Genomic DNA, 22,774 nt, shown 5'->3' with positions numbered 1-22,774 from the left:
CGACCACAATCTCAAACACGAAAGAATAGATGAGATGAATACCGATGCGAACGAACAGCCAGGGGAGAGCCGGACCATGACAGTCGAGGCATCAGAAGTGTGGTCTGGTCCACTTGACCCCGTCGAGGACGGTGGCCTGACGCGTCCCCGGATCGGCATCGCCGGAATCGCGATCGAGTCGAGCACCTTCTCTCCGCACATCAGCGGCGATGAGGCGTTCACCGTTCGCCGCGGCGAGACACTGATGAGCTACTACCCGTTTTTGACGCCGGGAAGCGAGCTGCGCGCCGCCGCCGATTGGGTGCCGCTGATGCAGAGCCGTTCGATTCCTGGTGGCGCTGTTGCCGCCGAGACCTACGCGTGGATGAAACAGGAGATTCTCGACGGCATCCGGGCCAACGCCCCATTCGACGGTTTCTATCTGGACATCCACGGCGCCATGAGCGTGGTCGGCATGACCGACGTCGAAGCCGACCTCGCCCACGCTGTGCGCGAAGTCCTCGGCCCCGACGTGCTCGTTTCGACCGCGATGGACTTGCACGGCAACGTGTCGCGTGAGCTCCTCGACGAGGTGGACCTGATCACCGCGTACCGGATGGCGCCGCACGAAGACGAATGGAACACCAAGGAGCGCGCCGTCTTCAACCTGCTCGGTCAGCTGCGATCCTCGGTCGGAAACGACCCGCAGGCCCGCCGGCCGTTCAAAGCCTGGCTGCAGGTGCCGGTCTTGCTGCCGGGCGAAAAGACGAGCACCCGAATCGAGCCCGCGGCGAGCCTCTACGCCGAGGTTCCGAAAATCGAAGCCCTCGACGGTGTGCTCGACGCCGCACTGTGGGTCGGCTACGCCTGGGCCGACGAACCGCGCTGTCAAGCTGCAGTCGTCGTCACCGGCTACGACCGCGCCCTGATCCAAGCCGAGGCCTCCCGGCTGGGCCGACTTTACTGGGACGCTCGCGACGACTTCGAGTTCGTCGCCGACGCTCTTCCGCTCGACGAGTCGATCGCGGCCGCCCTGGCCGCGCCCGACGTGCGCCCGTTCGTCATCTCAGACTCCGGTGACAACCCGACCGCCGGGGGTGCCGGCGACGTCTCCTGGACGCTTGGCCGGCTGCTGGCCCGCCCCGAGTTTCACGACGGCAGCATCAGCGTCATCCACGCCTCGATCTTCGACGAGGCTGCGGTTGAACAGGCCGTCGCGGCCGGCCTCGGCGCGCACGTCGACCTGTTGGTCGGCGGCCGCGTCGACCCGGGTCCCTCCGGCCCCGTCGCACTCTCCGGCACGGTCTTCTCGATCACAGAGGGCGACCCGGATGCAGGTACCCAGGTCGTCATCGTGGCCGGCGGCGTGCACGCGATCATCACCTCGAAGCGCAAGCCGTTCCACCACATTGCGGACTTCACACTGCTGGGCCTCGATCCGCACGCCGCGGACATCGTCGTGGTGAAGATCGGCTACCTCGAACCGGAGCTCTACGATCTGGCCGTCGGCTGGAAACTCGCCCTCACGCCCGGAGGCGTCGACCAAGACCTACTGCGTCTCGGCCACCATCACCTCGTGCCCGGCGTCTTTCCGTTCGACACGACGGGGACTCCGTCGCTGGACGCGATCGTGGTGCGCCGCGGAGACTGACCGGGTCGCAATCGAGATAGCGTAATCACACGGGGTGAACCCCACCCGAAACTCAAGGAGAACAATGCCGTCATCTGCACCAGCCATTGAAATCGCAGTTCAGGATGTCGATGGCCTCGGCATCGCACTGCGGGCCGGCGCCGACCGCGTTGAACTCTGCAGCGCCCTGGGCCTCGGCGGCCTCACCCCGTCGATTGGCACGATCGAGATGGCTGTCGAGGCGGCGTCAGCGGCCGGCCACCCGAACTATGTGAACGTGTTGGTACGCCCGCGCGCCGGCGGATTCGTCTACTCGGCGAGCGAAATCGCGACGACGGTGCGGGACATCCGTGCTGCCGCAGCGGCAGGTGTCGGCGGCATCGTTGTGGGGGCATTGCACGCTGACGGAACCGTTGACACGGCTGCGACCCGCGAGTTCATCGCGGCCGCCGACGGCCTGACCGTCACCTTTCACCGCGCGATCGACATCGGCACCCGGCAGCTTCAGGTTCTCGACCAGCTGATCGACCTCGGCGTCGCGCGGGTGCTGACCTCCGGGGGAGCCCCGCGCAGCCTGGACGGTGCGGACATGCTGCGCCAGATGGCGCAGCATGCCGACGGACGACTCCAGATCATGGCCGGCGGTGGTGTCACTCTGGAGAGCATTCCGGCATTGCTCGCAACGGGAATCGACGCCATCCACCTCTCCGCCAAAAAGGCCGCCCTGTCGCTCGCGCCGAGCGGCCCCGGCGGGGGAGCTGCTGACTTCGACGTGACCGACGAAGAACTTGCCCGTGCCGCAGTCAACGCCGTGCGCAGTACTCTGGAGAAATGAGCGCGAAGCAGGACAACGACGCACTGAGCTGGGCCGGCGACGACGATCCGACCCTCGTCGCCAGTGACGCGGACGGTCACGCCGGCCAGGCCCCTGACGAGTCGATGACGTCGGCAGCGGCTGTCGATGAATTGCCGGAAGGCTGGACCGCTGTGGGAACCCCAGCGGGGGCCGGCAGCACGACCGCAGCGGATGCCGACGCCGGCACCACCCACATTGCGACGCAGCACCTCGGTGCCGCGGACGACGCTCCACCGCCGAGTTCGGTCGCCCTTGTCGGGATGGGAGTGCTCGGCGGCATTTACATGCTGTACACCGTCGGCTGGTTCATCGGAACGTCTCGCGTCGGAAACCCGATCGTCGACCCGGTTGGTCAGTTCATGTTCTCACTCGGTGCCTGGCTCGCCGTCATCGCCCCACTCGTCTGGTTCGGTGCCGTGTACTGGCTGACCAACGACCGCCCACGGCTTCGGATGGTCTGGCTGCTCATCGGGGTTGTGCTGCTCGCACCACTTCCCTTCATTTTCGGCGTAGGGACAGTCTGATGAGCGATACCGCGTCACACACCGGCGACCACGACATCGTCCAGGCCGAGACGAGAACACGCGCTCCGATCTGGATCACCATCGCCCTCGCCGTGCTGTTCGGGCTCTTCTACGTCTACGACGTCTGGGAGGCGATCGGCAACCTCGTCGGGCTCAATCTGACCGCTCAGAGCCTCGACACTCAGCTCAGCGGTTTCGGCTGGACTGTACTGATCTTCGCGGTGCTGATGCCGCTTCTCGTGTTCGGCATTGCCCTCGTGATCGGGCGCCGTCGAAGTGCGGGTGCACAGGCAGTGATCTTCTTCGCCGGGCTGTGCCTCGTCGCGGTGCTCTCCATCGACATCATCGTGATGTTCGGCCTCGGGCGTCTGATCGTTTGAGGCGCCTGATCGTCTGAGACGCCTGATCGTCGAGGCAAGACGAACAGTGCGGCGGGGCGCACACCCCGGACAGATTGCCGGTCACAGGACGTCACCGTGCTCATTCGAGCATTCGGCAGCCGATAGAGTATTTCCATATCTGGCGCCCCATGGTCGCGGCGCAAGCTCCCGTACGCAATCGAAGGATCTATTGTCGTGTCAAACGAAGCCGTGTCGAAACCAGTTGTACTGATCGCTGAAGAACTTTCGCCCGCCACAGTCGATGCTCTCGGCCCCGATTTCGACGTGCGCAACGTCGACGGAGCCGACCGCAGTGCACTTCTCGCCGCGTTGCCCGCCGCATCCGCCGTCTTGGTGCGTTCCGCCACCAAAATGGATGCCGAAGCCATCGCCGCAGCACCGCTGCTGAAGGTCATCGCGCGTGCCGGTGTCGGCCTCGACAACGTCGACATCAAGGCGGCCACCGCTGCCGGCGTCATGGTCGTCAACGCCCCGACGTCGAACATCATCTCCGCGGCCGAACTGACCGTTGGTCACATTCTCAGCCTGGCCCGCCACATCCCCGCCGCCCACGGCGCACTGGCCGAGGGTCAGTGGAAGCGCTCGAAGTACACCGGTATCGAGCTGTACGAAAAGACCGTCGGCATCGTCGGCCTCGGTCGCATCGGCGCCCTCATCACCGCACGCCTGCAGGCGTTCGGCGTGAACGTGATCGCCTACGACCCCTACATCACCTCCGCGCGTGCGCAGCAGCTCGGCGTGACCCCGGTGAGCCTCGACGAACTGCTCGAGCAGTCTGACTTCATCACCATCCACATGCCGAAGACCCCGGAGACCACCGGAATGATCGGTGCCGAGCAGCTCGCCAAGATGAAGCCGACCGCGTTTGTCGTGAACGTCGCCCGCGGTGGACTCATCGACGAGGATGCGCTGCATGACGCGCTCGTCGCCCGCACCATCGGCGGCGCCGGCCTCGACGTCTTCGTGAGCGAGCCGCCCACCGGCTCGCCGCTGCTCGGCCTCGACAACATCATCGTCACCCCGCACCTCGGTGCCTCCACCGATGAAGCTCAGGAGAAGGCGGGCGTCTCGGTGGCCAAGTCGGTGCGCCTCGCGCTCTCCGGCGAGCTCGTTCCCGACGCGGTGAACGTGGCCGGCGGCGTCATCGACCCGTACGTGCGCCCCGGCATCCCGCTGGTCGAGAAGCTCGGCCAGGTCTTCTCCGGGCTCGCTTCGCACAGCCCGCTCACCAGTGTCGACATCGAGGTTCACGGCGAACTGGCCGCCTACGACGTGAGCGTGTACCGGCTGGCTGCGCTCAAGGGCATCTTCACCAACGTGGTCAGCGAGACCGTCTCCTACGTCAATGCGCCGCTCCTGGCTGAGCAGCGTGGCATCGCGGTGCGGCAGATCACCGATGCGGATTCCCCGGAGTACCGCAATGTGATCACCCTGCGCGGCGCCCTCGCGGATGGCTCGCAAGTGTCGGTCTCCGGCACGCTGACCGGCACCAAGCAGATCGAGAAGATCGTCGAGATCAACGGCTACGAGGTGGAGGTTCCCTTTGCGAAGAACCTCATCGTGATGCTCTACACCGACCGCCCGGGCATCGTCGCTGTGTACGGCAGCGTCTTTGGCGAGGCAGAGATCAACATCGCCGGCATGCAGATCGCGCGCCACGTCGCCGGCGGAAAGGCGCTCAGCGTGCTGACCGTCGACTCCCCGGTGCCGGCCGGCCTGCTCGCATCCGTGCGCGATGCGATCGCTGCAGACCTGATGGTTGAGATTGACCTGACCGACTAGGTTTCAGATCGCGAAAGGAGGGCGGGCCGTGATGGCTCGCCCTCCTTTGTGTATGCCCGACGGGTTGACTCAGTCGCGCTTCGGGATGACGCGCGCAATCACCGCGAGCAGGCCGTCGAGCCCGGCGGGTGACAGGTAGTCGACCGTGCTGTCTTTCGCATCGGAGACCGTCGACTCGTAGAAGAGACCGTCGCTGATCAGCGCGATCATTTGGGCGACGTCGCGGTCGCCCACGGCCTCTTCGATGACCGCGACCCAGTCGCGACGAAAACCGGCCAGCATGTCTTTGGCCTGCTGGTGCGACCCCTGAGCGAGCCGGGTGACCGCGACGAAGGTGCGGTCGAACGGCGTGCCGGCGCTGGCTGAGGTGCGGATCAGAAAGTCGACGGCGCCGGCCGGCGCCGAACGGATGTCTGCAATGTCTTCGGCGACCAGATCGCTGAGTCGAGCGAGCAGGCCGTCGATCAGCGCCGCCTTCGATCCGAAGTGGTAGAGCAATCCTCCCTTGGAGACACCGGCGGCTGCGGCAACGCCCTCAAGGGTTGCCGCACGCTCTCCGTGCTCGATCAGGAGCTCCTCAAAAGCATCGAGGAGGCGATCGCGCGTGGGGGTGATGCTGGCCATCTGGCCATCGTAGCGAGAAGATTGTGGAGGCATGTTTACTACTGTACCGGCTGGACGGTATAGTAGTTTTGTCCACTCGAACAAGAAAGCAGCTTTCCGTGTCCTCCCACACCGGCTCACACCCCACTACGAAGTCCGTCCCGGTCGAAATCGACGGCCCGCGCGCCGGTCGCCGTGGATGGTGGGCGCTTGCCGTCCTGATGCTTCCGGTGCTGCTGATCTCCATCGACAACACCGTGCTGAACCTTGCGCTGCCGTCGATCTCGGAAGACCTCACGCCGAGCGGCACCGAGTTGCTCTGGATGATCGACATCTACCCGCTCGTGCTCGCCGCGCTGCTCGTCTCGATGGGCAGCCTCGGTGACCGGGTCGGACGTCGCAAGCTTCTCCTGATCGGTTCGGCCGGATTCGGTGTCGTCTCGGTACTGGCCTCCTTCGCGACAAGCATTGAGATGCTCATCGCTGCGCGTGCCGCCCTCGGTTTCTTCGGCGCCATGCTGATGCCGTCGACGATGTCGCTGCTGCGCTCCGTTTTCACCAACCGTGACCAGCGCCGCCTGGCGATCGCCGTCTGGGCGAGCGGATTCGCGGCGGGTAGCGCGTTCGGGCCGGTCATCGGCGGGTTCCTGCTCGAGCACTACTCCTGGGGCTCGGTCTTCTTGCTTGCCGTGCCGTTCCTGGTGCCGCTGTTTATCTTTGCGCCGATCCTGGTGCCGGAATCGAAAGACCCGGATCCGGGCCGCATCGACGTCATCAGCATCCTGCTGTCGCTTGCCGCGATGGCTCCGATCGTGTTCGGGATCAAGACCTTCGCCGAACGCGGGTTCGAAACGGTTCCCGTTGTGTCGGTGCTGATCGGACTCGTGGCCGGCTACCTGTTCGTGCGTCGCCAGAAGCGCCTCAGCCACCCGATGCTTGATCTGCGTCTCTTTCAGAAGGGTGCCTTCAGTGGTGCCATCGGCGTCAACCTACTGAGCGTCGTTGCCCTCGTCGGCGGGCTCTTCTTCATCTCGCAGTACCTGCAGCTCGTGTTGGAGCTGTCGCCCCTCGTGGCCGGGCTCGTGCTCGTGCCGGGTCTGCTCGTGATGATCATCGCGGGACTTGTCGTTGTGCCGATTGCGCGCCGCGTGCGCCCGTCGGTTCTGATCCCCATCGGTTTGCTGATTACTGCCTCCGGGTATGTGTCTGTCGCGCTTCTCGGCGACGGGATCACGGCGCTCGGAATTGCCATCGTCTTCGTGGCGTTCGGCATCGGAATCGGCGCCGCCGAGACCGTGTCGAACGAACTCGTGATCGCGAACGCTCCTGCCGAGAAGATGGGTGCGGCATCCGCAGTCAGCGAGACTGCCTACGAGCTCGGTGCCGTGCTCGGAACGGCGATTCTGGGCACGATCATGACTGCGGCCTACCGCAACACGGTCGTGATCCCGGAGGGACTGACCCCCGAACAGCAGCACGCGGCTCACGAGACGCTGGGTGGTGCCGTGGCGGTGGCCGAACAGCTGCCCGCCGGACCCGCTGAGGCCCTGCTCGAATCGGCACAGCACGCCTTTGCCAGTGGCATCGGCCCGACGGCCTGGATCGGTGCGGCACTCGTTCTCTCAGCCGCTGTCGTGGCGGTGACCACACTGCGGAAGGCGCGATAGAGCTGCAGCTCGCAGTAGGGTTTAGCTACCGAAATCATCACAACCCACGGAGCCCTATGTCTCGCCGAATCACACTCGCTCTCATTCCCGGTGACGGGATCGGCCCGGAGGTCGTCTCCGAAGCCGTCAAGGTGCTCGACGCTGTCGTGCACGGAGAAGACGTGGTTTTCGAGAAGACTCACTTCTCGCTCGGCGCGGCACGGTTCCTCGAAACGGGCGATGTGCTCACGGACGACGACCTGGCAGCAATCGCCTCGCACGATGCGATCCTGCTGGGCGCCGTCGGCGGCGTTCCCGGAGACCCGCGTCTGGCCAACGCCAACATCGAACGTGGCCTGCTGCTCAAGCTGCGCTTCTCGCTCGACCACTACGTGAACTTGCGCCCGAGCGTGCTGTTCCCCGGCGTGGCGAGCCCCCTCGCCGCACCCGGCGACGTCGACTTCCTTGTCGTGCGTGAGGGAACCGAGGGTCCGTATGTCGGAAACGGCGGCGCCATCCGTCAAGGCACCCCGCATGAGGTGGCCAATGAAGTGTCGGTGAACACGGCGTTCGGCGTCGAGCGCGTCGTGCGCTTCGCCTTCGAAGCGGCACGTGCGCGTTCGCGCAAGAAGCTCACCCTCGTGCACAAGACGAACGTGCTCGTGTTCTCAGGCAGTCTCTGGCAGCGCACCGTGAACGCGGTTGCCTCCGAATACCCCGACATTTCCGTCGACTACCTGCACGTCGACGCGGCGACGATTTTTCTCGTCACAAATCCGAGTAGATTTGACGTCATCGTCACCGACAACCTCTTTGGCGACATCCTGACCGATCTGGCTGCCGCGATCAGCGGAGGCATCGGACTTGCGGCCTCCGGGAATATCAACCCGGACGGTCGCTTCCCCAGCATGTTCGAGCCGGTACACGGTTCGGCTCCCGACATTGCGGGCATGCAGCTGGCCGACCCGACGGCGGCCATCCTCTCCGTGTCACTGCTTCTCGATCACCTCGGTCTGACTGAAGCGGCTTCCCGCGTGAGAGACGCCGTCACGGCCGACATCGCAGCTCGCTCCGAGGGCGCTGCCGCTGGGGTGCCCCGCAGCACGGCGGCGATCGGCGATGCAATCGTGACCAGGCTCAGCAACTAGCCGCACGAGCAGCTGACCCGCAGACGACGCTGATGAACAGACGATAGAGATTCGGAAAGAGCAAAGGGACTCCAATGAGCCAGACAGACTCCGCTACAGCACCCACCACCACGTTTCCCCTCAGCTTCGCGCTGACGCCGTCAACGACGGCTCGCGCTGACGCGGAACGTGATGCGGTGCTTGCCGACCCCGGGTTCGGCAAGCACTTCACCGACCACATGGTCACCATCGACTGGAGCATCGGTGAGGGATGGCACGACGCTCGCGTCACGCCTTACGGACCGCTGCAGATCGACCCGGCCTCGGCGGTGCTGCACTACGCCCAGGAGATCTTCGAAGGGCTCAAGGCCTACCGTCACGCCGACGGTTCGATCTGGACCTTCCGCCCCGAGAAGAACGCCGAACGTCTGCAGCGCTCAGCGCGTCGTCTCGCGCTGCCGGAACTCTCGGTCGCCGACTTCATCGAATCGGTCAAGCAGCTCGTTGCCGTTGACGGCCAGTGGGTTCCGTCGGGTTCCGAGTCGAGCCTGTACCTGCGCCCGTTCATGATCGCCAATGAGAACTTCCTCGGTGTGCGTGCGGCCCAGACGGTTGCCTACTACGTCATCGCCAGCCCGGCCGGCGCCTACTTCGCCAACGGTGTCTCACCGGTGAAGATCTGGCTTTCAACCGAGTACTCCCGCGCCGGTCGCGGTGGTACCGGTGCAGCCAAGTGCGGCGGAAACTACGCCGCCTCGCTGCTGCCGCAGATGGAAGCGGCCGAAAACGGATGCGCCCAGGTGCTGTTCCTCGACGGCGAAACCGGCACTCACATCGATGAGCTCGGTGGCATGAACATCTTCTTCGTGCATGGCACCGACCGCCTGGTCACCCCGCGCCTGACCGGAACGATCCTCGAGGGCGTCACGCGAGCGAGCATCATCCAGCTTGCCGAGGACCGCGGCATGACCGTTGAGGAGCGCGACGTGTCGATCGAGGAGTGGCGCGATGGCGTCGCATCCGGATCGATCACCGAGGTCTTCGCCTGCGGTACCGCTGCAGTCGTCACGCCGATCTCGCAGCTCAAGGCTGCCGACTTCACCATCGGTGACGCCGACGCGCCCGCCGGTGAGATCACGATGGCGCTCCGCGAGGAGCTCACCGACATTCAGCACGGCCGTCGCCCCGACCGTCACGGCTGGCTCACCCGCCTCGACGCGTAGGGTGCACTGCGAGCGGCGGCCCGGCCGCCGCTCGCACCATCACCTCTGCACTACTTCGCTGTTTGCTCCACCCCTCACTGACTGGATTCACATGAAGATCGCACGCTTCTCGCACCTTGGCGGCATCGCCTTCGGAATCATCGACGATGACGCCCTTGTCGTGTTGAAGGGCGACCCGATGTTCGCGGGCTTCGAGCCGACGGGGGAGCGCGTCGCCCTGTCGGGTGCCAAGCTTCTGGCACCGGTGATTCCGCGCTCGAAGGTCGTTGCGGTCGGCAAGAATTACCACGATCACGCGGCGGAGATGGGCGGCGACGCCCCGGCCGACCCCCTGCTGTTCCTCAAGCCGAACACCTCGGTCGTCGGTCCCGATGACGCGATCGTGCTGCCGCCGCAGTCGGATCAGGTCGAGCATGAGGGTGAACTGGCCATCGTGATCGGCAAGATCGCCAAGAACGTCAGCGCCGCAAACGCGGACGCCTACATTTTCGGGTACACCGTCGCCAACGATGTGACGGCGCGTGACCTGCAGAAGTCCGACGGCCAGTGGGCCCGGGCGAAGGGCTTTGACACGTTCTGCCCGATCGGCCCGGTGATCGAGACCGAGTTCGACCTCGACGACGCAACTCTCGAGACTCGCGTCAACGGAGACATCCGACAGTCAGGTGCGCTCACCGACATGGTTCACGACGTCGCGAAGATCGTCGAGTATGCGTCGAGCGTGTGGACGCTGCTGCCCGGCGACATCATCCTGACCGGCACCCCGGCCGGAGTCGGTCCGCTCGTCAACGGCGACACGGTTGAGGTCTCAATCAGTGGCATCGGCACCTTGCGCAACACGGTCGTTCGCCCGTAGCGCGACTCGTCGGTCGAGCTTGACGTCTCTCGTTGGTCGAGCTTGTCGAGACCTCGTGAGCCAGTCTCGAGACCCGGTCACGGGATCTCGACAGGCTCGATCACCGGTGCGGCTCGATCAACGGTGCGGCTCGATCAGCCGTGCGTTCGGTCAGCGGTCAGCGGCCGAGCGCCGTCAGGACATCGGCGACATCGTCGGCACTGTTCCAGAGGTGGAAGGCGACTCGTGCCCGACCGGCGCGCACCGACGCGGTGATTCCGGCCGCGGCGAGCCGGGCGACATCGCCGCCGTCGGCATCCGGCCAGGTGACGATCGCTTGACCGGTGCGAGCGATGCCGAGGCCGTCGCAGAGTGCGTCGCCGAGTCCGACCGTGTGATCGCGAACTTCTGCGATGTCGAGTCGGCGAAAGAGGTCGATCGCCGGGCGGGCACCGACCCAGGCCTGCCATGCGGGGGAGACGTCGAATTGGCGGGCATCGTCGGCCAGGTTCATCTCGGGGCCGTAGCAGGATGCCCAGGGGTCGCGTCCGGCATACCAGCCGACCTGGTTGGGGCGAAGTTCGGTTTGAAAATCGGGGGAGACGGTGAGGAAGGCGACGCCGCGCGGCGAACACAGCCATTTGTAGGCGTGGCAGGTGGTCGCGTCGAACTGGGACGCATCCACCGGCAGCCAGCCGGTCGCCTGCGTGGTGTCGCAGAAGGTGCGGGCGCCGTGAGCTCGCGCTGCGGCGGTGATGGCGGTGGCATCGGCGATGGCGCCCGTCGCCGACTGCACGAGCGAGAAGGCGACGAGCCAGGTGGCCGGGCCGATGCTCTCGGCGAGCTCGGCGAGCGGGGCATGCCGCACGGTGACTCCGCGGTGTGCGTGGGCGAGGAAGGGGAAGACCATCGAGCTGAAGTCGCCGTCGACGCAGAGCACTTCGGCTCCGTCGGGTACCGACGCGGCGATCATTCCGGCCATTACTGAGACCTGGGAGCCGATCGCGACGCGGTCGCGGTCGATACTGACCAGTTCGGCAAAACTGCCGCGCACCTCTTCGACGATGTCGCCGTAGCCGGCGGCACTCACGCGGGCGTGCGCCCAATCGGATGCGTCGGCAGTGAGCGCTGCAACGGTGTCGCGACTCGGGAGGCCGAGGGTGCAGGCGGCGAGGTACCCGCGCCCGGCGCTGAAACGGGACTGGGCTTCGGCCAAGGTCAGTGCGGGGATGGCGGTGGTGCTGGAGGACATGCTTCAAGCATGTTCCGGGCGGATTCATTCGACAACCGCAGCATTGCGATGCAAAGCATAAGCAACCGTTATTCTATGGGGATGACCGTGCTCCCGACTGCACCCCTGACCGTGCTCCCGACCCCGGCTTCGGCTGCGCCTGTGTCAGCACCCCTGGCGCCTGCGTCCGCTGCACTTCCCCTGACCGGACTCGACCTGGACGCCCACTCTTTGCGCGCGATGCGTGCGGTGTCTGAACTCGGCTCGATCACCGCTGCCGCGACGGCACTGGGATACAGCCAGCCGGCGATCAGCCAGGTGCTGAAGCGTCTCGAGCAGCGTCTGGGGATGCCGGTCGTCGAACGTGTCGGCCGCGGGGTGCGACTGACCGAGGCGGGTCGGGTTCTCGCACGCCATGCCGTGGCGGTGACGACGGCGCTCGAGGCTGCGGCGGGGGAGCTGGCCGAGTTGCAGGGGTTGCGCGCGGGCCGGGTGCGGATCGCGGCATTCCCGTCGGCGTCGGCGACCCTCGTTCCCCAATTGTTGGCCCGTATGGCGGCCGGGCATCCGGAGATCGGATTCACGTATCTGGAGGCGGAACCGCCGGAGGCGGTTGCCGCGGTGCGCGACGACCGCGTCGACCTGGCGATCACGTTCAGCTACCCGGGAGATCGTGACGACCCGCATCCGGGCAGCGCACAGGGGCTCCGTCATGTCGCGCTCTGCACCGACGAGATGCTTCTCGTGCTGCCGACCGGGCATCCGGCGGCGGCGGCCGAGCAGGTCGATCTGGCCGGACTCGCCGACGAGAACTGGATCGGCGGCTGCCCGCGCTGCCGCGGTCATCTGCTGCAACTGTGTGATCAGAGCKGTTTCGTGCCGCGCATCTCGTATGAGACGGACAATGTTGCTGCGGTGCTCGGGCTGGTTTCGGCGGGAATCGGCGTCGCGATGCTGCCGCGGATGGCGTTCGGGTCGGCGTTCGGGTCGGCGTCGGCGTTGGCCGGAGTCGAAATCCGGTCGACGGGAGCTCGCGAACACCGCACGGTGCATGCGGTCACGGCGGTTGGCGGCGAGCGGATGCCGGCTCTCGCGGCAGCGCTGGTTCAGCTCGCTGCGCTGACCGGATGTGGTTCGGCCGGCTGAACGTGCCGCGTCTGCGAGCTGCGACGACGGGTCCGAAGACACCGATAGTGTGATCGTGACGGGCGCGACGCCGAACGTCTCTCAGAGGGGGAACAATGACTGCAGCACCGGGTTGGTATGCCGAAACTGAAGGATCGACTCGCCAGCGTTGGTGGGACGGCACCCGGTGGACCGAGCATGTCCAGGATCCGGCATCGAACGTCTACGCTGCTGTGGCCCGCCCGGCCGTCGACGCCACGACTGCCGTCTACGGGCCATGGATCTGGCTGATCACTCTGCTGCCGCTCACCACGCTTCCCGTGCTTCTGGCCTGGGACACCAAGGCGTACATGCTTGCCTCGATGTCGGGAGAGCTGGTTCTCGACGGGGGCTACATCGCCCTTCAGCTCGTCAGCTGGGTGTTGTATGCCGGGGTCGTGGTCTGTGCCTTTTTCGACCACCGGCGGCTCGTCGCCCTCGGCTATGCACGTCCATTTCACTGGGCGTGGACGTTTCTCTCCAGCATTGTCTACATCATCGGCCGTTCGGTAGTTGTCAAAAAGCAGGCCGGCCGTGGATTCGCACCGATCTGGGCGATGATCGCCGTCTTCGTTGTGGAGATCGTGATTGCGATCGTGAAGATGTTCGACGCCATGATGCTCGTACTCGAGATGGCCCCGACCCTCTCCTAGAGAGAGCACGCCGCACGACCGTCGTGCCCACTCGTCTAGAATTGACAGTGATGTCTGAGACAACTGCACACCCATTTTCCGCTGCGACCGGCGCCGATGTGCGCGTTCGCTTCTGCCCGTCGCCCACCGGAACGCCGCACGTCGGTCTGATCCGAACGGCCCTCTTCAACTGGGCGTACGCCCGGCACACCGGCGGCAAGCTGATCTTCCGCATTGAAGACACGGATGCCGCGCGCGACAGCGAGGAAAGCTTCGGCCAGATCATCGACGGTCTGCGTTGGCTCAAGCTCGATTGGGACGAAGGCGTCGACGCCGGAGGCCCGCACGGCCCGTACCGCCAGTCCGAGCGCTACGACATCTACCGCGACGTCATCGCACAGCTCGTCGAGTCCGGCCACATCTACGAGAGCTTCGCAACCGGTGAAGAGATCGAGGCGCGCAACGTTTCGCTCGGCCGCGACCCGAAGATGGGTTACGACAACTTCGAGCGCGACCTCTCCGACGAGCAGAAGGCCGCCTTCCGTGCCGAGGGCCGTTCGCCGGCGCTCCGTCTGCGCGTGCCCGACGACGACCTCTCCTTCGACGACCTGGTTCGTGGCGAGATCACGTTCCCGGCCGGTTCGTTCAGTGACTTCGTCGTCGTGCGTCCGAACGGACATCCGCTCTACCCGTTCGTGAACCCGGTCGACGACGCTCTGATGGGCGTCACGCACGTGCTGCGTGGCGAGGACCTGCTCTCGTCGACCCCGCGCCAGATCGCGCTGTACCACGCGCTGATCGACATCGGACTGACGACCTTCGTGCCGCGTTTCGGTCACCTGCCCTACGTGATGGGCGACGGAAACAAGAAGCTCTCGAAGCGCGACCCCGCCTCGAACCTGTTCCACCACCGTGATCGCGGCTTCATTCCCGAGGGCCTCGTCAACTACCTGGCGCTGCTCGGCTGGTCGCTCACGCACGACCGCGACGTGTTCTCGATCGAAGAGATGATCGCTGCGTTCGACGTCGAGGACGTCAACCCGAACCCGGCCCGCTTCGATGTGAAGAAGGCCGAGTCGATCAACGGCGACCACATCCGTCTGCTCGAAGTCTCCGACTTCGCCGCGCGCACCGTGCCGTACCTCGTTGCAGCCGGGGTGCTCAGCGAGCCGCTCACCGACGCCCAGCAGGCCATCTTGGCTGCCGCCGCCCCGCTCGTGCAGGAGCGCATTGCGCTGCTCGGTGAGGCCCCGGCCATGCTCGGCTTCCTGTTCACGACCTCCGACGCGCTGGTGCACGAGACGGATGCCCTCGGCTCGCTCCCGCAGAACGCCGCCGAGATCCTCGCGGCATCGGCAGCTGCCCTCGGAGATATTCCCGAAACGGAATGGACCACTGAGCGCGTGCACACCGTACTGACCGAGACGCTGATCGAGACGCTGGCGTTGAAGCCGCGCGTCGCCTTTGGACCGCTGCGCGTCGCCATTTCGGGACGTCGTGTGTCGCCACCACTGTTCGAATCGATGGAGATCCTCGGCAAGTCCGAATCGCTCGCTCGCCTCGCGCGTCTGTCGGCCACGCTGTAGGCATGACCGCACAGTACGACGTCGTTATTGTCGGCGCGGGCCCGGCGGGGCTCGCCGCCGGGCTCAGCCTGGTGCGAGCCCGCCGACGCACGCTTCTGATTGACAGCAATCGGCCGCGCAATGCGGCGACGCTGCATTCGCACGGTTTCATCACTCGTGACGGGGTGTCGCCGCTGGAGCTGCGCCGCCTCGGTCGGGAGGAGTTCGAGGCCTACCCGGCTGCGGAGTTTCATTCGGGGCTGGTGCGGTCGGTGGAGTTGCTCGATGTGGACCGTGAAGGTGAAGCGGGTCAGGGTTCGGCGGCTGCCGTCGGTGCCTGGGATTCCGTTGATCTGTCGGACGATCAGCCGCGGTTCCGAATCACGACGCGCGGCTTGCGCGGCGCGCCGAACCTTGATGTCACGGCGCGCACCGTCGTGATCGCCACCGGGCTCACCGAGACGCTACCGGCGCTGCCGAGCATCCGTGCCTGGTACGGAACGAACCTGCACAGCTGCATCGACTGCGACGGCTACGAGAAGGCGGATGCCGCCCTCGCGCTGGTCGGCGAATCGAACGACCTCGCGGAGAGGGCTGTGCTCATCTCGCAGTGGACCAACGATCTCATCGTCTTCACAAATGGCATCGGTGAAGTGACCGACTCCGAGCAGGCGAAGCTGCAGGTGCGGGGCATTCGTGTCGACCGCCGTCGGATCGTTGACATCGTGGGGGAGCGCGGTGCCATGACCGGTATCGAACTCGAGGACGGCGAGATTGTGGCGCGCGAAGCTGGCTTTGTTCGTCCGGGCTGGACGCCGACAATCGACTATCTCGAGCCGTTGATCACCGAGCTGCACACCGACGACGAGGGTCTCATCGTCGTGGACGAGCATGGTCGCACCTCGATCCCGGGCCTCTACGCGGCGGGGGACTCGACGCCTCCCGGCCCGGAGCAACTCATGGTTGCGGCCGGGAGCGGCGCGCACGCGGCGGCAATGCTCAACCGGGACTTGCTTGGTCCGCTCTAGTCGACTCCGCTGCCCGCTCCGCCGGCCCCTCGTGAGCCAACCTCCAAACGCACCCCTCGCGTTGCCCGACCCCACCCGGCCCGCGTGAGCCGACCTCCAATCGCACCTATTTCGGTGGTCGAGCTTGTCGAGACCTCGCGAGCCGACCTCCAAACGCGACTGACGTCCATCTCCGATTGTCAACCCCTCGGCCGTTCTCGGGGTCGATGTCGGTGGTGTCCGGTTGAGTGGAGTCATGGATCAGCTGGAGCTGTTGCAGGATCACGAGGTCGATGACTTCGGGGTGTTCGACGGGCTCGCCCCGTTCGATTTCCCGTTCGACGCGTTCCCTTTCAACGCGTCGCCGGCCGACTTCCCGGGTTTCGTCGACGGCCCACTGCCCGATGACCCGGGCGATGGCTCGAAACGGGAGGCCTGCTACAAGGCCCGGCTGAACCAGTATTTGGATGTCGTCGCGGATGATCAGAAACAGTTGGCAATGCGCACCGCACACCAAGCACGCTCGATCGATGCCGCCCGGATGTGGTCGCTCGTGTCGGACGAGTACGTGCTGTGCAATCCAGGGATGTCCGACACGGAACGGGCTGAGTGGGCACACCGCGCCTTCGTCACGGAGATCGGCGCGCTGCGGCACGAGCCCGATCCGACCGCGGCCCGCCTGATCGACGAGAGTCACTCGCTCGTGCAGGAGCTGCCCGCAACGTTGGCGGCGTTGGAGACGGGGTCAATCAGCTACCGGCACGCGCAGGTCATCCTCAACCAAGCGGGCACGCTGCCGGCCGACGTGCGCGCGGACTTCGAAGAGGCGCTGCTCCCGCACGCGCTCCGGCTGCCGACCACCCAGTTGCGCCGCAAGGCGGTCGCGCTACGGGAACGCCTGCATCCGGACTCGATCCTCGCCCGGAAGCGGGTCGCCATGGCGGAACGCCGATTGGCGTTCGAGGCCGCTCCCGACGGAATGGCCTGGTTGAACCTGTTCGGCCCAGCCGCCGACGTACTGGCGGCAATCACACGGGTCGACGAGGTGGCCAGACTGCGGCAGGATCCGACCGAACCACGCACTCTCGCGCAACTGCGCGCGGATGTCGCCATCGAGCTGCTGCACGACGGGGAATTGTTCGAGCCCGGTGAGCTCACCGCGGAGCTGCAAGGGATCCACGATGATGTCGTCGGCGGTTCCGGTGGAGACCCGGCCGCAACCCGCAAGCCGGCGAGGAAGCGAAGCCGGAAGTCGCTGCGCGGCATCCGGCCGACTGTGATCGTGACGGTGCCGGCATTCACCCTGATGGGCCTCAGTGAAGAACCCGCCAGCCTGGACGGCTACGGGCCAATCGACCCGGACACCGCGCGCACGTTGTGCGCGAAAGCGCCATCGTTTCTGCGGTTGATGGTGCATCCGGAGACCGGTGTGCCGTTGTCGCTCGGAACAGAGCACTACCGGGTACCCAAAGACTTGAAGATCTGGTTGCAGATGCGCGACGGAACCTGCCGCCGACCGAACTGTGGCCAACCGGCCGTGACCTCCGAGATCGATCACACCATCGCTCGAGCCTTCGGCGGCCCGACCGATGCGATCAACCTCGCCCACCTCTGCAAGGCCTGCCACCGGCTCAAACACGCCACCACCTGGCATCCGGTGCAACGTGGTGACGGCGTCATCAACTGGACCTCACCCACCGGACGCGTCTTCACGACCTGGCCCGCGCTCGACCTGCCCGGCACCAGCCTGCCCGAACTCGGCCTTCGAAACACCGAACAGCCCGAATTGAGGTCGATCGATTCCGTGCCTCCCGCTCGATATCGGGCCGATGCAACGCCTCCGGGTGCTCGCCTCAACAAGGGTGCTGCCGGCGTCAGCGCAGCCGAAGTGCCGAACGCCCCGCCTTTTCCCTCTCGGCAATGCGAAGCCGGACTGCCGCCATTCTGAGAGTGGTCATTCTGGTTCGCGCGGGGGGACAAGCCGCCAGCCTCGAGCGCAAGCCATTGCTTCCCGCGATGTTCGAGGCCCGGAATCTGGTTGCCCTCGTGTACATCCCGAACCAAGACACGCCCGAGTGTTCTCGGTTTGTCGACTCCCTGCACCCTGGGATAGAGTTACTCCCGGCCCGATCTTCGGAAAAGGCCATTGGGGTATGGTGTAATTGGCAACACGGCTGATTCTGGTTCAGTTGTTCTTGGTTCGAGTCCAGGTACCCCAGCAGTAAAAGGCGCAGGATTCCGCGGCGAAATCATCTATCGCCCATCCTGGCCACGAGGCCCGTAACAGGCCCGGTGACCAGAAACGACACCAAAAACCCCGGGCGGGGTGGCCGGTGTGTTCTGTTGCCCGGGCTGATACGGAGTCGTCACGAGTCAAGCGGGCTCGGTACGGCTCCGGTCGTGCACCTGGTGGGTATGGACCCGACGACGCAGATCGCTCCGACCTACCTCACGCAGCACGAGCTCGCGGAGATGCTCCGACTGCCCGAGCGTACGCTGGAGGACTGGCGTCTGACGCACACCGGTCCGCCGTATCGGTGTTCGGTGCCAAACCCAGGTCGCTCGCCAACTTGCGCACCGTCGGAAGCCGTGCCTGCGGAGCAAGGTCCCCGCTTCGCACAAGCTCCAGGATTTGGACTCGTATTTGCTCGAAGGGCGGTACGGCGGAACGGGGGTCTACGACGAGCATGGTCAGTTGCTGCCCAGGGCGGGTCTGGATGTGGCCCGGCCAGGTTTGGCCAGAGCCAGCGGCGGAAGTGCGTCTGCGCGCGTCCATAGCCGAAAATGGCGATGACAACGAAGAATCCCACAGTGAACACCTGCGGACCCACGCCGGTGCCCCAGTCGGTTTCGGCAATCGCGTCAAGTCCTTTCAGTATCCCGATCCCGCCTGCGCCCACAGCGAGCCAAGGCCGCAATCGCAGTGGCTCGAGGCCATGGACGTAGACTGTTCGGGAACTTGCTCCTGGTCGTTTCAGAGAGAAGGTGATCGTCATGAAAGATGGTCGTTCTCGACATTCGGAGCCCGATCTGCGCGTACGGTCCGCGCTGCGTATGTTCCGGTTGGTCAACCCGCTGGCCCGACGGATGATCCCCGCCGGAGTGCCCACGGGTGCACCGAACGTTCTTCTGACCGTTCGGGGTCGCCGGTCCGGCATCGAGCGGACCGTGCCCGTCACCCTGCTGGACCTCGACGGAAGCTGGTACGTCCAGGCCACCTACGGTGCAGACGGTTGGGCTCGAAACCTTCGCGCAGCCGGCGAGGCGATCGTGATCCACCCTGGCGGTCGTCGCAGTCCCGTCCGCGCCACCGAAGTCCCGGTCGACGACGCGGCAGCGATTCTTCGTCGCGTGCTCGAGCCGTTCCGCTCGCCGCGACTGCTACGAAGATTACTTGGCCCGAACATGCGGCCACCCGTCGGCCTTCTGCGCCGATACCGAATACGCATCGACAACACACCCGAGGATTACCTCGCCGAAGCAGGACGCCATCCCCTTTTCGAGCTCCAACCCACCTAGAGCAACCAGCCGGCCGCGAAAGGCTCTGACAAGAAACGAACTCCAGATCGTCGAGAATATATGGCTCACAGTGCCTCGGTAGGACTCCTGCCAAGAAAGAACGTGCAACCGAGCCATCGCGTCTGCGCCCGAGGCGCGGGTTGGCAAACGGTGAACACCGAAGTCATCATCCGATCGTACAAGTCGCCCATGCACATCACAGCCCGCAGGCGGTTCCGCTTTTGGGCGGCGGCCGAAGCGATAAACGAGCTCAAATCTGTCGCGGCAAGTGCAGCAAATTGCGGCCCTCTGAACGTCCGGCTTGCGGACGGATCCTCACGGTCTGCGGCCGGGATGCCGGGAGCCACGTGGCCACTTTGTTTCGGTGAGCGAATTCGGTTTGGCTCGGATGCGTCGCTGAGGGCGGCGGGATCCCGCGTTTGTTCGTACTTGCCAGGGCGGCGATTGGCCTGACCGGCGCTGATATTCGAGGCTTCGACGTCGTCGTCGATGCCTTCTCGGGACGCGTTGCTGCTCGCACCCGACGGATCTTCGCAGATGACGACCGGGACGATGGCAGCCGCGATCCGCGACGAGATCGAACATCCCGTCCACGTTCAAGAAGGTTTCACTGTGCGTGACGCATAGCTCTGACTAAGCGAGACGAGATGTCGTTGATGTCGATATTGCTCCGACGCCGGGGTGAACAATCGTTGTCTTGGATACCCGCTCGTCCGAGGGCTGGTCGTTCGTTGCTTCTGCACCGACGGCGCGACAAGAATGGTGTGATGAGCAAGGTGCATCGCCGAGCCGGGGCAGTCATGCGGAATCGACTCATCTGCTGGTCCGGACTCCGTGTTGCTCGCCAGCTGTTCCAGCGCGGGCCCCCCTTGTCGTTGCCGGTTGAGCGCACCTCGCCGGAGGACTGCAGATGAGCGGCGAACTTCGTCTCCTGCTTGTCCTCGATCTGATGGGGACATTCGTGTTCGGCCTCAACGGAGCCTTGACGGCGCTCCGTGCGGCCCGGCTAGACATCGTGGGTGTGATCACGCTCGGGATGATCACCGCGCTGGGTGGTGGCATCATCCGCGACACGCTGTTGGATGACCTGCCCCCGGCCGCGTTCCGCGGCTGGGGGTACCTGGCGGTTGCCGCGACGGGCGCGCTGATCGCGTTTCTGTTCTCGTGGGGCCTCGATCGGCTCGCCGTCCCGATCGAGGTGCTCGACGCTGTGGGGCTGAGCGTGTTTGCCGTCACTGGGGCGGCCAAAGCCATGGAATTTGGGATCGGTCCGGTACAAGCCGTAATTCTCGGCGTCGTCACTGCGGTGGGTGGCGGCACCCTGCGCGATGTACTCGTTGGCCGAGTTCCTTCCGTGCTGCGCGAGGGGCTCTATGCGATCCCGGCACTCGTCGGTGCCGCACTGACCGTCATCGCCATTCTGACCGGAATCTATGGGTTGCCTGCCGCTCTCGTCGCGATCGCCGCCTGCCTGGTCATCCGGCTTCTCGGCCTGCATTTCAAACTCAATGCGCCGAGGCCGCCGGGATCACCGAGCCACACGAATCCGTCGGAGTAACACGGATCTGACGGGGCTTCATCCAGGGTCAGTGGGCGCTACCCAGCCACGCCAGCGCGGCCACGACGGCCGCGGCCGTTCCGGTCTGGATCGTCGGTTCGATGACGGGCGCGAAGTTCGGCGAGTGGTTGGCCGGGATGTCGGTGGAGACGGTTCCGGCGGCCTCCGCTTTGGCATAGATGGCCGGGTCGATACAGCCCACCCCCCAGTAGGTGTACGGCACCCCGAGCGCATGGGGAATCTCGCTGAAGTCTTCGCTGGCCGACTGCCGGTCGATGGTGAACGCCTGGTCGCCGAAATAGCGCTGAAAGGCGTTGGCAACCGTGGCGGTCGCCTCGGGGTTGTTGTCGGTGACCGGATAGTGGTCGTAGAGCTCGAAGCTGGGCGGTGTGGGGGAGCCGGATGCGGCGCATTCACCCTCCACGACGCGATGGATCGCATTGACGATCGTCATGCGCGTCGACTCGCTGAACGTGCGGATGTTCAGCTCGAGCACCGCATGGTCGGAGATGATGTTGCTCTTCGACCCGGCCTGGATGCGCCCAACCGTCAGCACGGCGAACTCCCCGGGTATGATCTCACGGGCGACGATGAACTGCAGCCGCACGACGATCATCGCCGCGAGCACGACCGGATCGACGGCGAGCTGAGGCATCGAGCCGTGGCTGCCGCGGCCCCATACGGTCACGCGCATACTGTCGCCGCTGGAGAGGAACGCGCCCGGCCGCGTGCCGACCCGGCCGGCAGGAAATGGCAATATGTGCTGGGCGAGCGCGACATCGGGTCGGGGGATCAGCGTGGCTAGCCCGGCGCCCAGCATCACGTCGGCGCCATCGGCGAGTTCCTCCGCCGGCTGGAACAGGGCGATGTAGGTGCCGTGCCAGGCATCCGTCTTCTCGGCGAGCAATCGTGCGGCGCCGAGCAGACACGCCACGTGTGCGTCGTGTCCACAGGCGTGCATGACAGGCACATCGTTGCCGGCGCCATCGGTCGCGCGATCGGTGCTCGCATACGGCAGCCCAGTCGTCTCAGCGAGGGGCAACGCGTCCATGTCGGCGCGCATGAGCACAACCGGCCCGTCACCGTTCTTCAGGATGCCGATGACTCCTGTCGTGCCGATCTTCTCCTGCACGTCGTACCCGAAGTCGCGCAGCGCCTGGGCGACCGCGGCAGCGGTCTTGACCTCCTGGTGGCCAAGTTCCGGATGTTGGTGCACGGTCGTGTAGAAATCTTCCTGCCAGGCTGCGATCCCCGGTTGGGCCGCCAGCACGGCAGCCTCGTCGCTGTTGCTCCCGTTCATTGTCGACCTCTCCCATCGGAGCGCCGCGCCCACCTACTTGCCGGAATCTCGTCGATCATGCACAGGCGGCTCCCGGGCCAGCTCCTCGGCCATCGTACGTCCGACGCTGCCTCGCCAGAAGGATCAAGGCACGGACAAGTCTCGGAGCCTTATCTACTTGTAGCCGGGGAGGGTCAGCGTTGTTTCTCTCCA

19 protein-coding genes and 1 tRNA gene are annotated in these 22,774 nt (G+C 65.5%); 17 read left to right on the top strand and 3 right to left on the bottom strand.

The genetic code is table 11. The features are described 5' to 3' along the window. Window positions 1-76 precede the first annotated feature (76 nt). The 5 genes from AC1DCF_RS01090 to serA all read left to right on the top strand — a co-directional run bounded on the left by AC1DCF_RS01090 (window position 77) and on the right by serA (window position 5,172). Window positions 77-1,630: a M81 family metallopeptidase gene (locus AC1DCF_RS01090; protein WP_477209405.1), complete on the top strand. Its 1,554-nt coding sequence runs from the start codon at window positions 77-79 to the stop codon at window positions 1,628-1,630. A gap of 64 nt (window positions 1,631-1,694) precedes the next feature. After that, a complete protein-coding gene (locus tag AC1DCF_RS01085; RefSeq protein ID WP_477209404.1) occupies window positions 1,695-2,444 on the top strand; it encodes a copper homeostasis protein CutC in 750 nt (249 codons plus the stop codon). Then, window positions 2,441-2,989, top strand: a complete 549-nt coding sequence (locus AC1DCF_RS01080) for a DNA polymerase III subunit gamma/tau (protein ID WP_477209403.1) — start codon at window positions 2,441-2,443, stop codon at window positions 2,987-2,989. Before AC1DCF_RS01085 ends, AC1DCF_RS01080 begins: the two co-directional genes overlap by 4 nt. Next, window positions 2,989-3,369 (top strand): hypothetical protein, encoded by a 381-nt coding sequence (locus tag AC1DCF_RS01075; RefSeq protein ID WP_477209402.1) that lies wholly within the window; start codon window positions 2,989-2,991, stop codon window positions 3,367-3,369. The genes AC1DCF_RS01080 and AC1DCF_RS01075 overlap by 1 nt, the downstream gene beginning before the upstream one ends. A gap of 210 nt (window positions 3,370-3,579) precedes the next feature. Then, the gene (gene serA / locus AC1DCF_RS01070; RefSeq protein WP_477209816.1) at window positions 3,580-5,172 is read left to right on the top strand and encodes a phosphoglycerate dehydrogenase; all 1,593 of its coding nucleotides are present in this window, start codon (window positions 3,580-3,582) and stop codon (window positions 5,170-5,172) included. A 69-nt stretch (window positions 5,173-5,241) separates the two neighbouring features. On the opposite strand, the gene AC1DCF_RS01065 is transcribed toward serA, so the two are convergent. Beyond that, the gene (locus tag AC1DCF_RS01065) at window positions 5,242-5,796 is read right to left on the bottom strand and encodes a TetR/AcrR family transcriptional regulator (protein ID WP_477209401.1); all 555 of its coding nucleotides are present in this window, start codon (window positions 5,794-5,796) and stop codon (window positions 5,242-5,244) included. Between the two features lie 98 nt (window positions 5,797-5,894). On the opposite strand from AC1DCF_RS01065, the gene AC1DCF_RS01060 reads away from it, so the two are divergent. From AC1DCF_RS01060 to AC1DCF_RS01045, 4 genes are all read left to right on the top strand, one after another. Further along, a complete protein-coding gene (locus tag AC1DCF_RS01060; protein WP_477209400.1) occupies window positions 5,895-7,442 on the top strand; it encodes an MFS transporter in 1,548 nt (515 codons plus the stop codon). A gap of 56 nt (window positions 7,443-7,498) precedes the next feature. Then, entirely contained in the window at window positions 7,499-8,569 is a 1,071-nt protein-coding gene (locus AC1DCF_RS01055) for a 3-isopropylmalate dehydrogenase (protein WP_477209399.1), read from the top strand. Between the two features lie 74 nt (window positions 8,570-8,643). Further along, window positions 8,644-9,771, top strand: coding sequence for a branched-chain amino acid aminotransferase (locus tag AC1DCF_RS01050; protein ID WP_477209398.1), 1,128 nt, complete (start codon window positions 8,644-8,646; stop codon window positions 9,769-9,771). A 91-nt stretch (window positions 9,772-9,862) separates the two neighbouring features. Further along, entirely contained in the window at window positions 9,863-10,627 is a 765-nt protein-coding gene (locus AC1DCF_RS01045) for a fumarylacetoacetate hydrolase family protein (RefSeq protein ID WP_477209397.1), read from the top strand. A gap of 157 nt (window positions 10,628-10,784) precedes the next feature. On the opposite strand, the gene AC1DCF_RS01040 is transcribed toward AC1DCF_RS01045, so the two are convergent. Then, on the bottom strand, window positions 10,785-11,858 hold the full coding sequence (locus AC1DCF_RS01040; protein ID WP_477209396.1) for an aminotransferase class V-fold PLP-dependent enzyme: 1,074 nt from the start codon (window positions 11,856-11,858) through the stop codon (window positions 10,785-10,787). A 219-nt stretch (window positions 11,859-12,077) separates the two neighbouring features. Here AC1DCF_RS01040 and AC1DCF_RS01035 point away from each other — a divergent pair, with 219 nt between their 5' ends. The 8 genes from AC1DCF_RS01035 (at window position 12,078) to AC1DCF_RS01000 (ending at window position 21,282) form a co-directional block, all read left to right on the top strand. Beyond that, window positions 12,078-12,983 carry a LysR family transcriptional regulator gene (locus AC1DCF_RS01035; RefSeq protein ID WP_477209815.1) on the top strand — a complete coding sequence of 302 codons (906 nt, stop codon included), beginning with the start codon at window positions 12,078-12,080 and terminating at the stop codon, window positions 12,981-12,983. A gap of 95 nt (window positions 12,984-13,078) precedes the next feature. Further along, window positions 13,079-13,654 carry a DUF2510 domain-containing protein gene (locus AC1DCF_RS01030; RefSeq protein ID WP_477209395.1) on the top strand — a complete coding sequence of 192 codons (576 nt, stop codon included), beginning with the start codon at window positions 13,079-13,081 and terminating at the stop codon, window positions 13,652-13,654. 50 nt (window positions 13,655-13,704) lie between these two features. Further along, window positions 13,705-15,219 carry a glutamate--tRNA ligase gene (gene gltX / locus AC1DCF_RS01025; RefSeq protein WP_477209394.1) on the top strand — a complete coding sequence of 505 codons (1,515 nt, stop codon included), beginning with the start codon at window positions 13,705-13,707 and terminating at the stop codon, window positions 15,217-15,219. A gap of 2 nt (window positions 15,220-15,221) precedes the next feature. Next, the gene (locus AC1DCF_RS01020) at window positions 15,222-16,226 is read left to right on the top strand and encodes an NAD(P)/FAD-dependent oxidoreductase (protein ID WP_477209393.1); all 1,005 of its coding nucleotides are present in this window, start codon (window positions 15,222-15,224) and stop codon (window positions 16,224-16,226) included. A 235-nt stretch (window positions 16,227-16,461) separates the two neighbouring features. Next, entirely contained in the window at window positions 16,462-18,153 is a 1,692-nt protein-coding gene (locus tag AC1DCF_RS01015; protein WP_477209392.1) for an HNH endonuclease signature motif containing protein, read from the top strand. A gap of 199 nt (window positions 18,154-18,352) precedes the next feature. Next, a tRNA-Gln gene (locus AC1DCF_RS01010) sits at window positions 18,353-18,424 on the top strand. Between the two features lie 775 nt (window positions 18,425-19,199). Beyond that, window positions 19,200-19,724 carry a nitroreductase family deazaflavin-dependent oxidoreductase gene (locus AC1DCF_RS01005; RefSeq protein WP_477209391.1) on the top strand — a complete coding sequence of 175 codons (525 nt, stop codon included), beginning with the start codon at window positions 19,200-19,202 and terminating at the stop codon, window positions 19,722-19,724. Window positions 19,725-20,634: 910 nt separating this feature from the next. Then, window positions 20,635-21,282 (top strand): trimeric intracellular cation channel family protein, encoded by a 648-nt coding sequence (locus tag AC1DCF_RS01000; RefSeq protein ID WP_477209390.1) that lies wholly within the window; start codon window positions 20,635-20,637, stop codon window positions 21,280-21,282. Between the two features lie 28 nt (window positions 21,283-21,310). Here AC1DCF_RS01000 and AC1DCF_RS00995 read toward each other — a convergent pair whose 3' ends face one another. Beyond that, window positions 21,311-22,582: an amidohydrolase gene (locus AC1DCF_RS00995; protein WP_477209389.1), complete on the bottom strand. Its 1,272-nt coding sequence runs from the start codon at window positions 22,580-22,582 to the stop codon at window positions 21,311-21,313. Window positions 22,583-22,774 lie beyond the last annotated feature (192 nt).

The organism is Leifsonia sp. 10L418, assembly GCF_056395445.1.
Note: the sequence above shows the minus strand (reverse complement) of the source record. Positions and strands in the feature narration are given on the sequence as shown.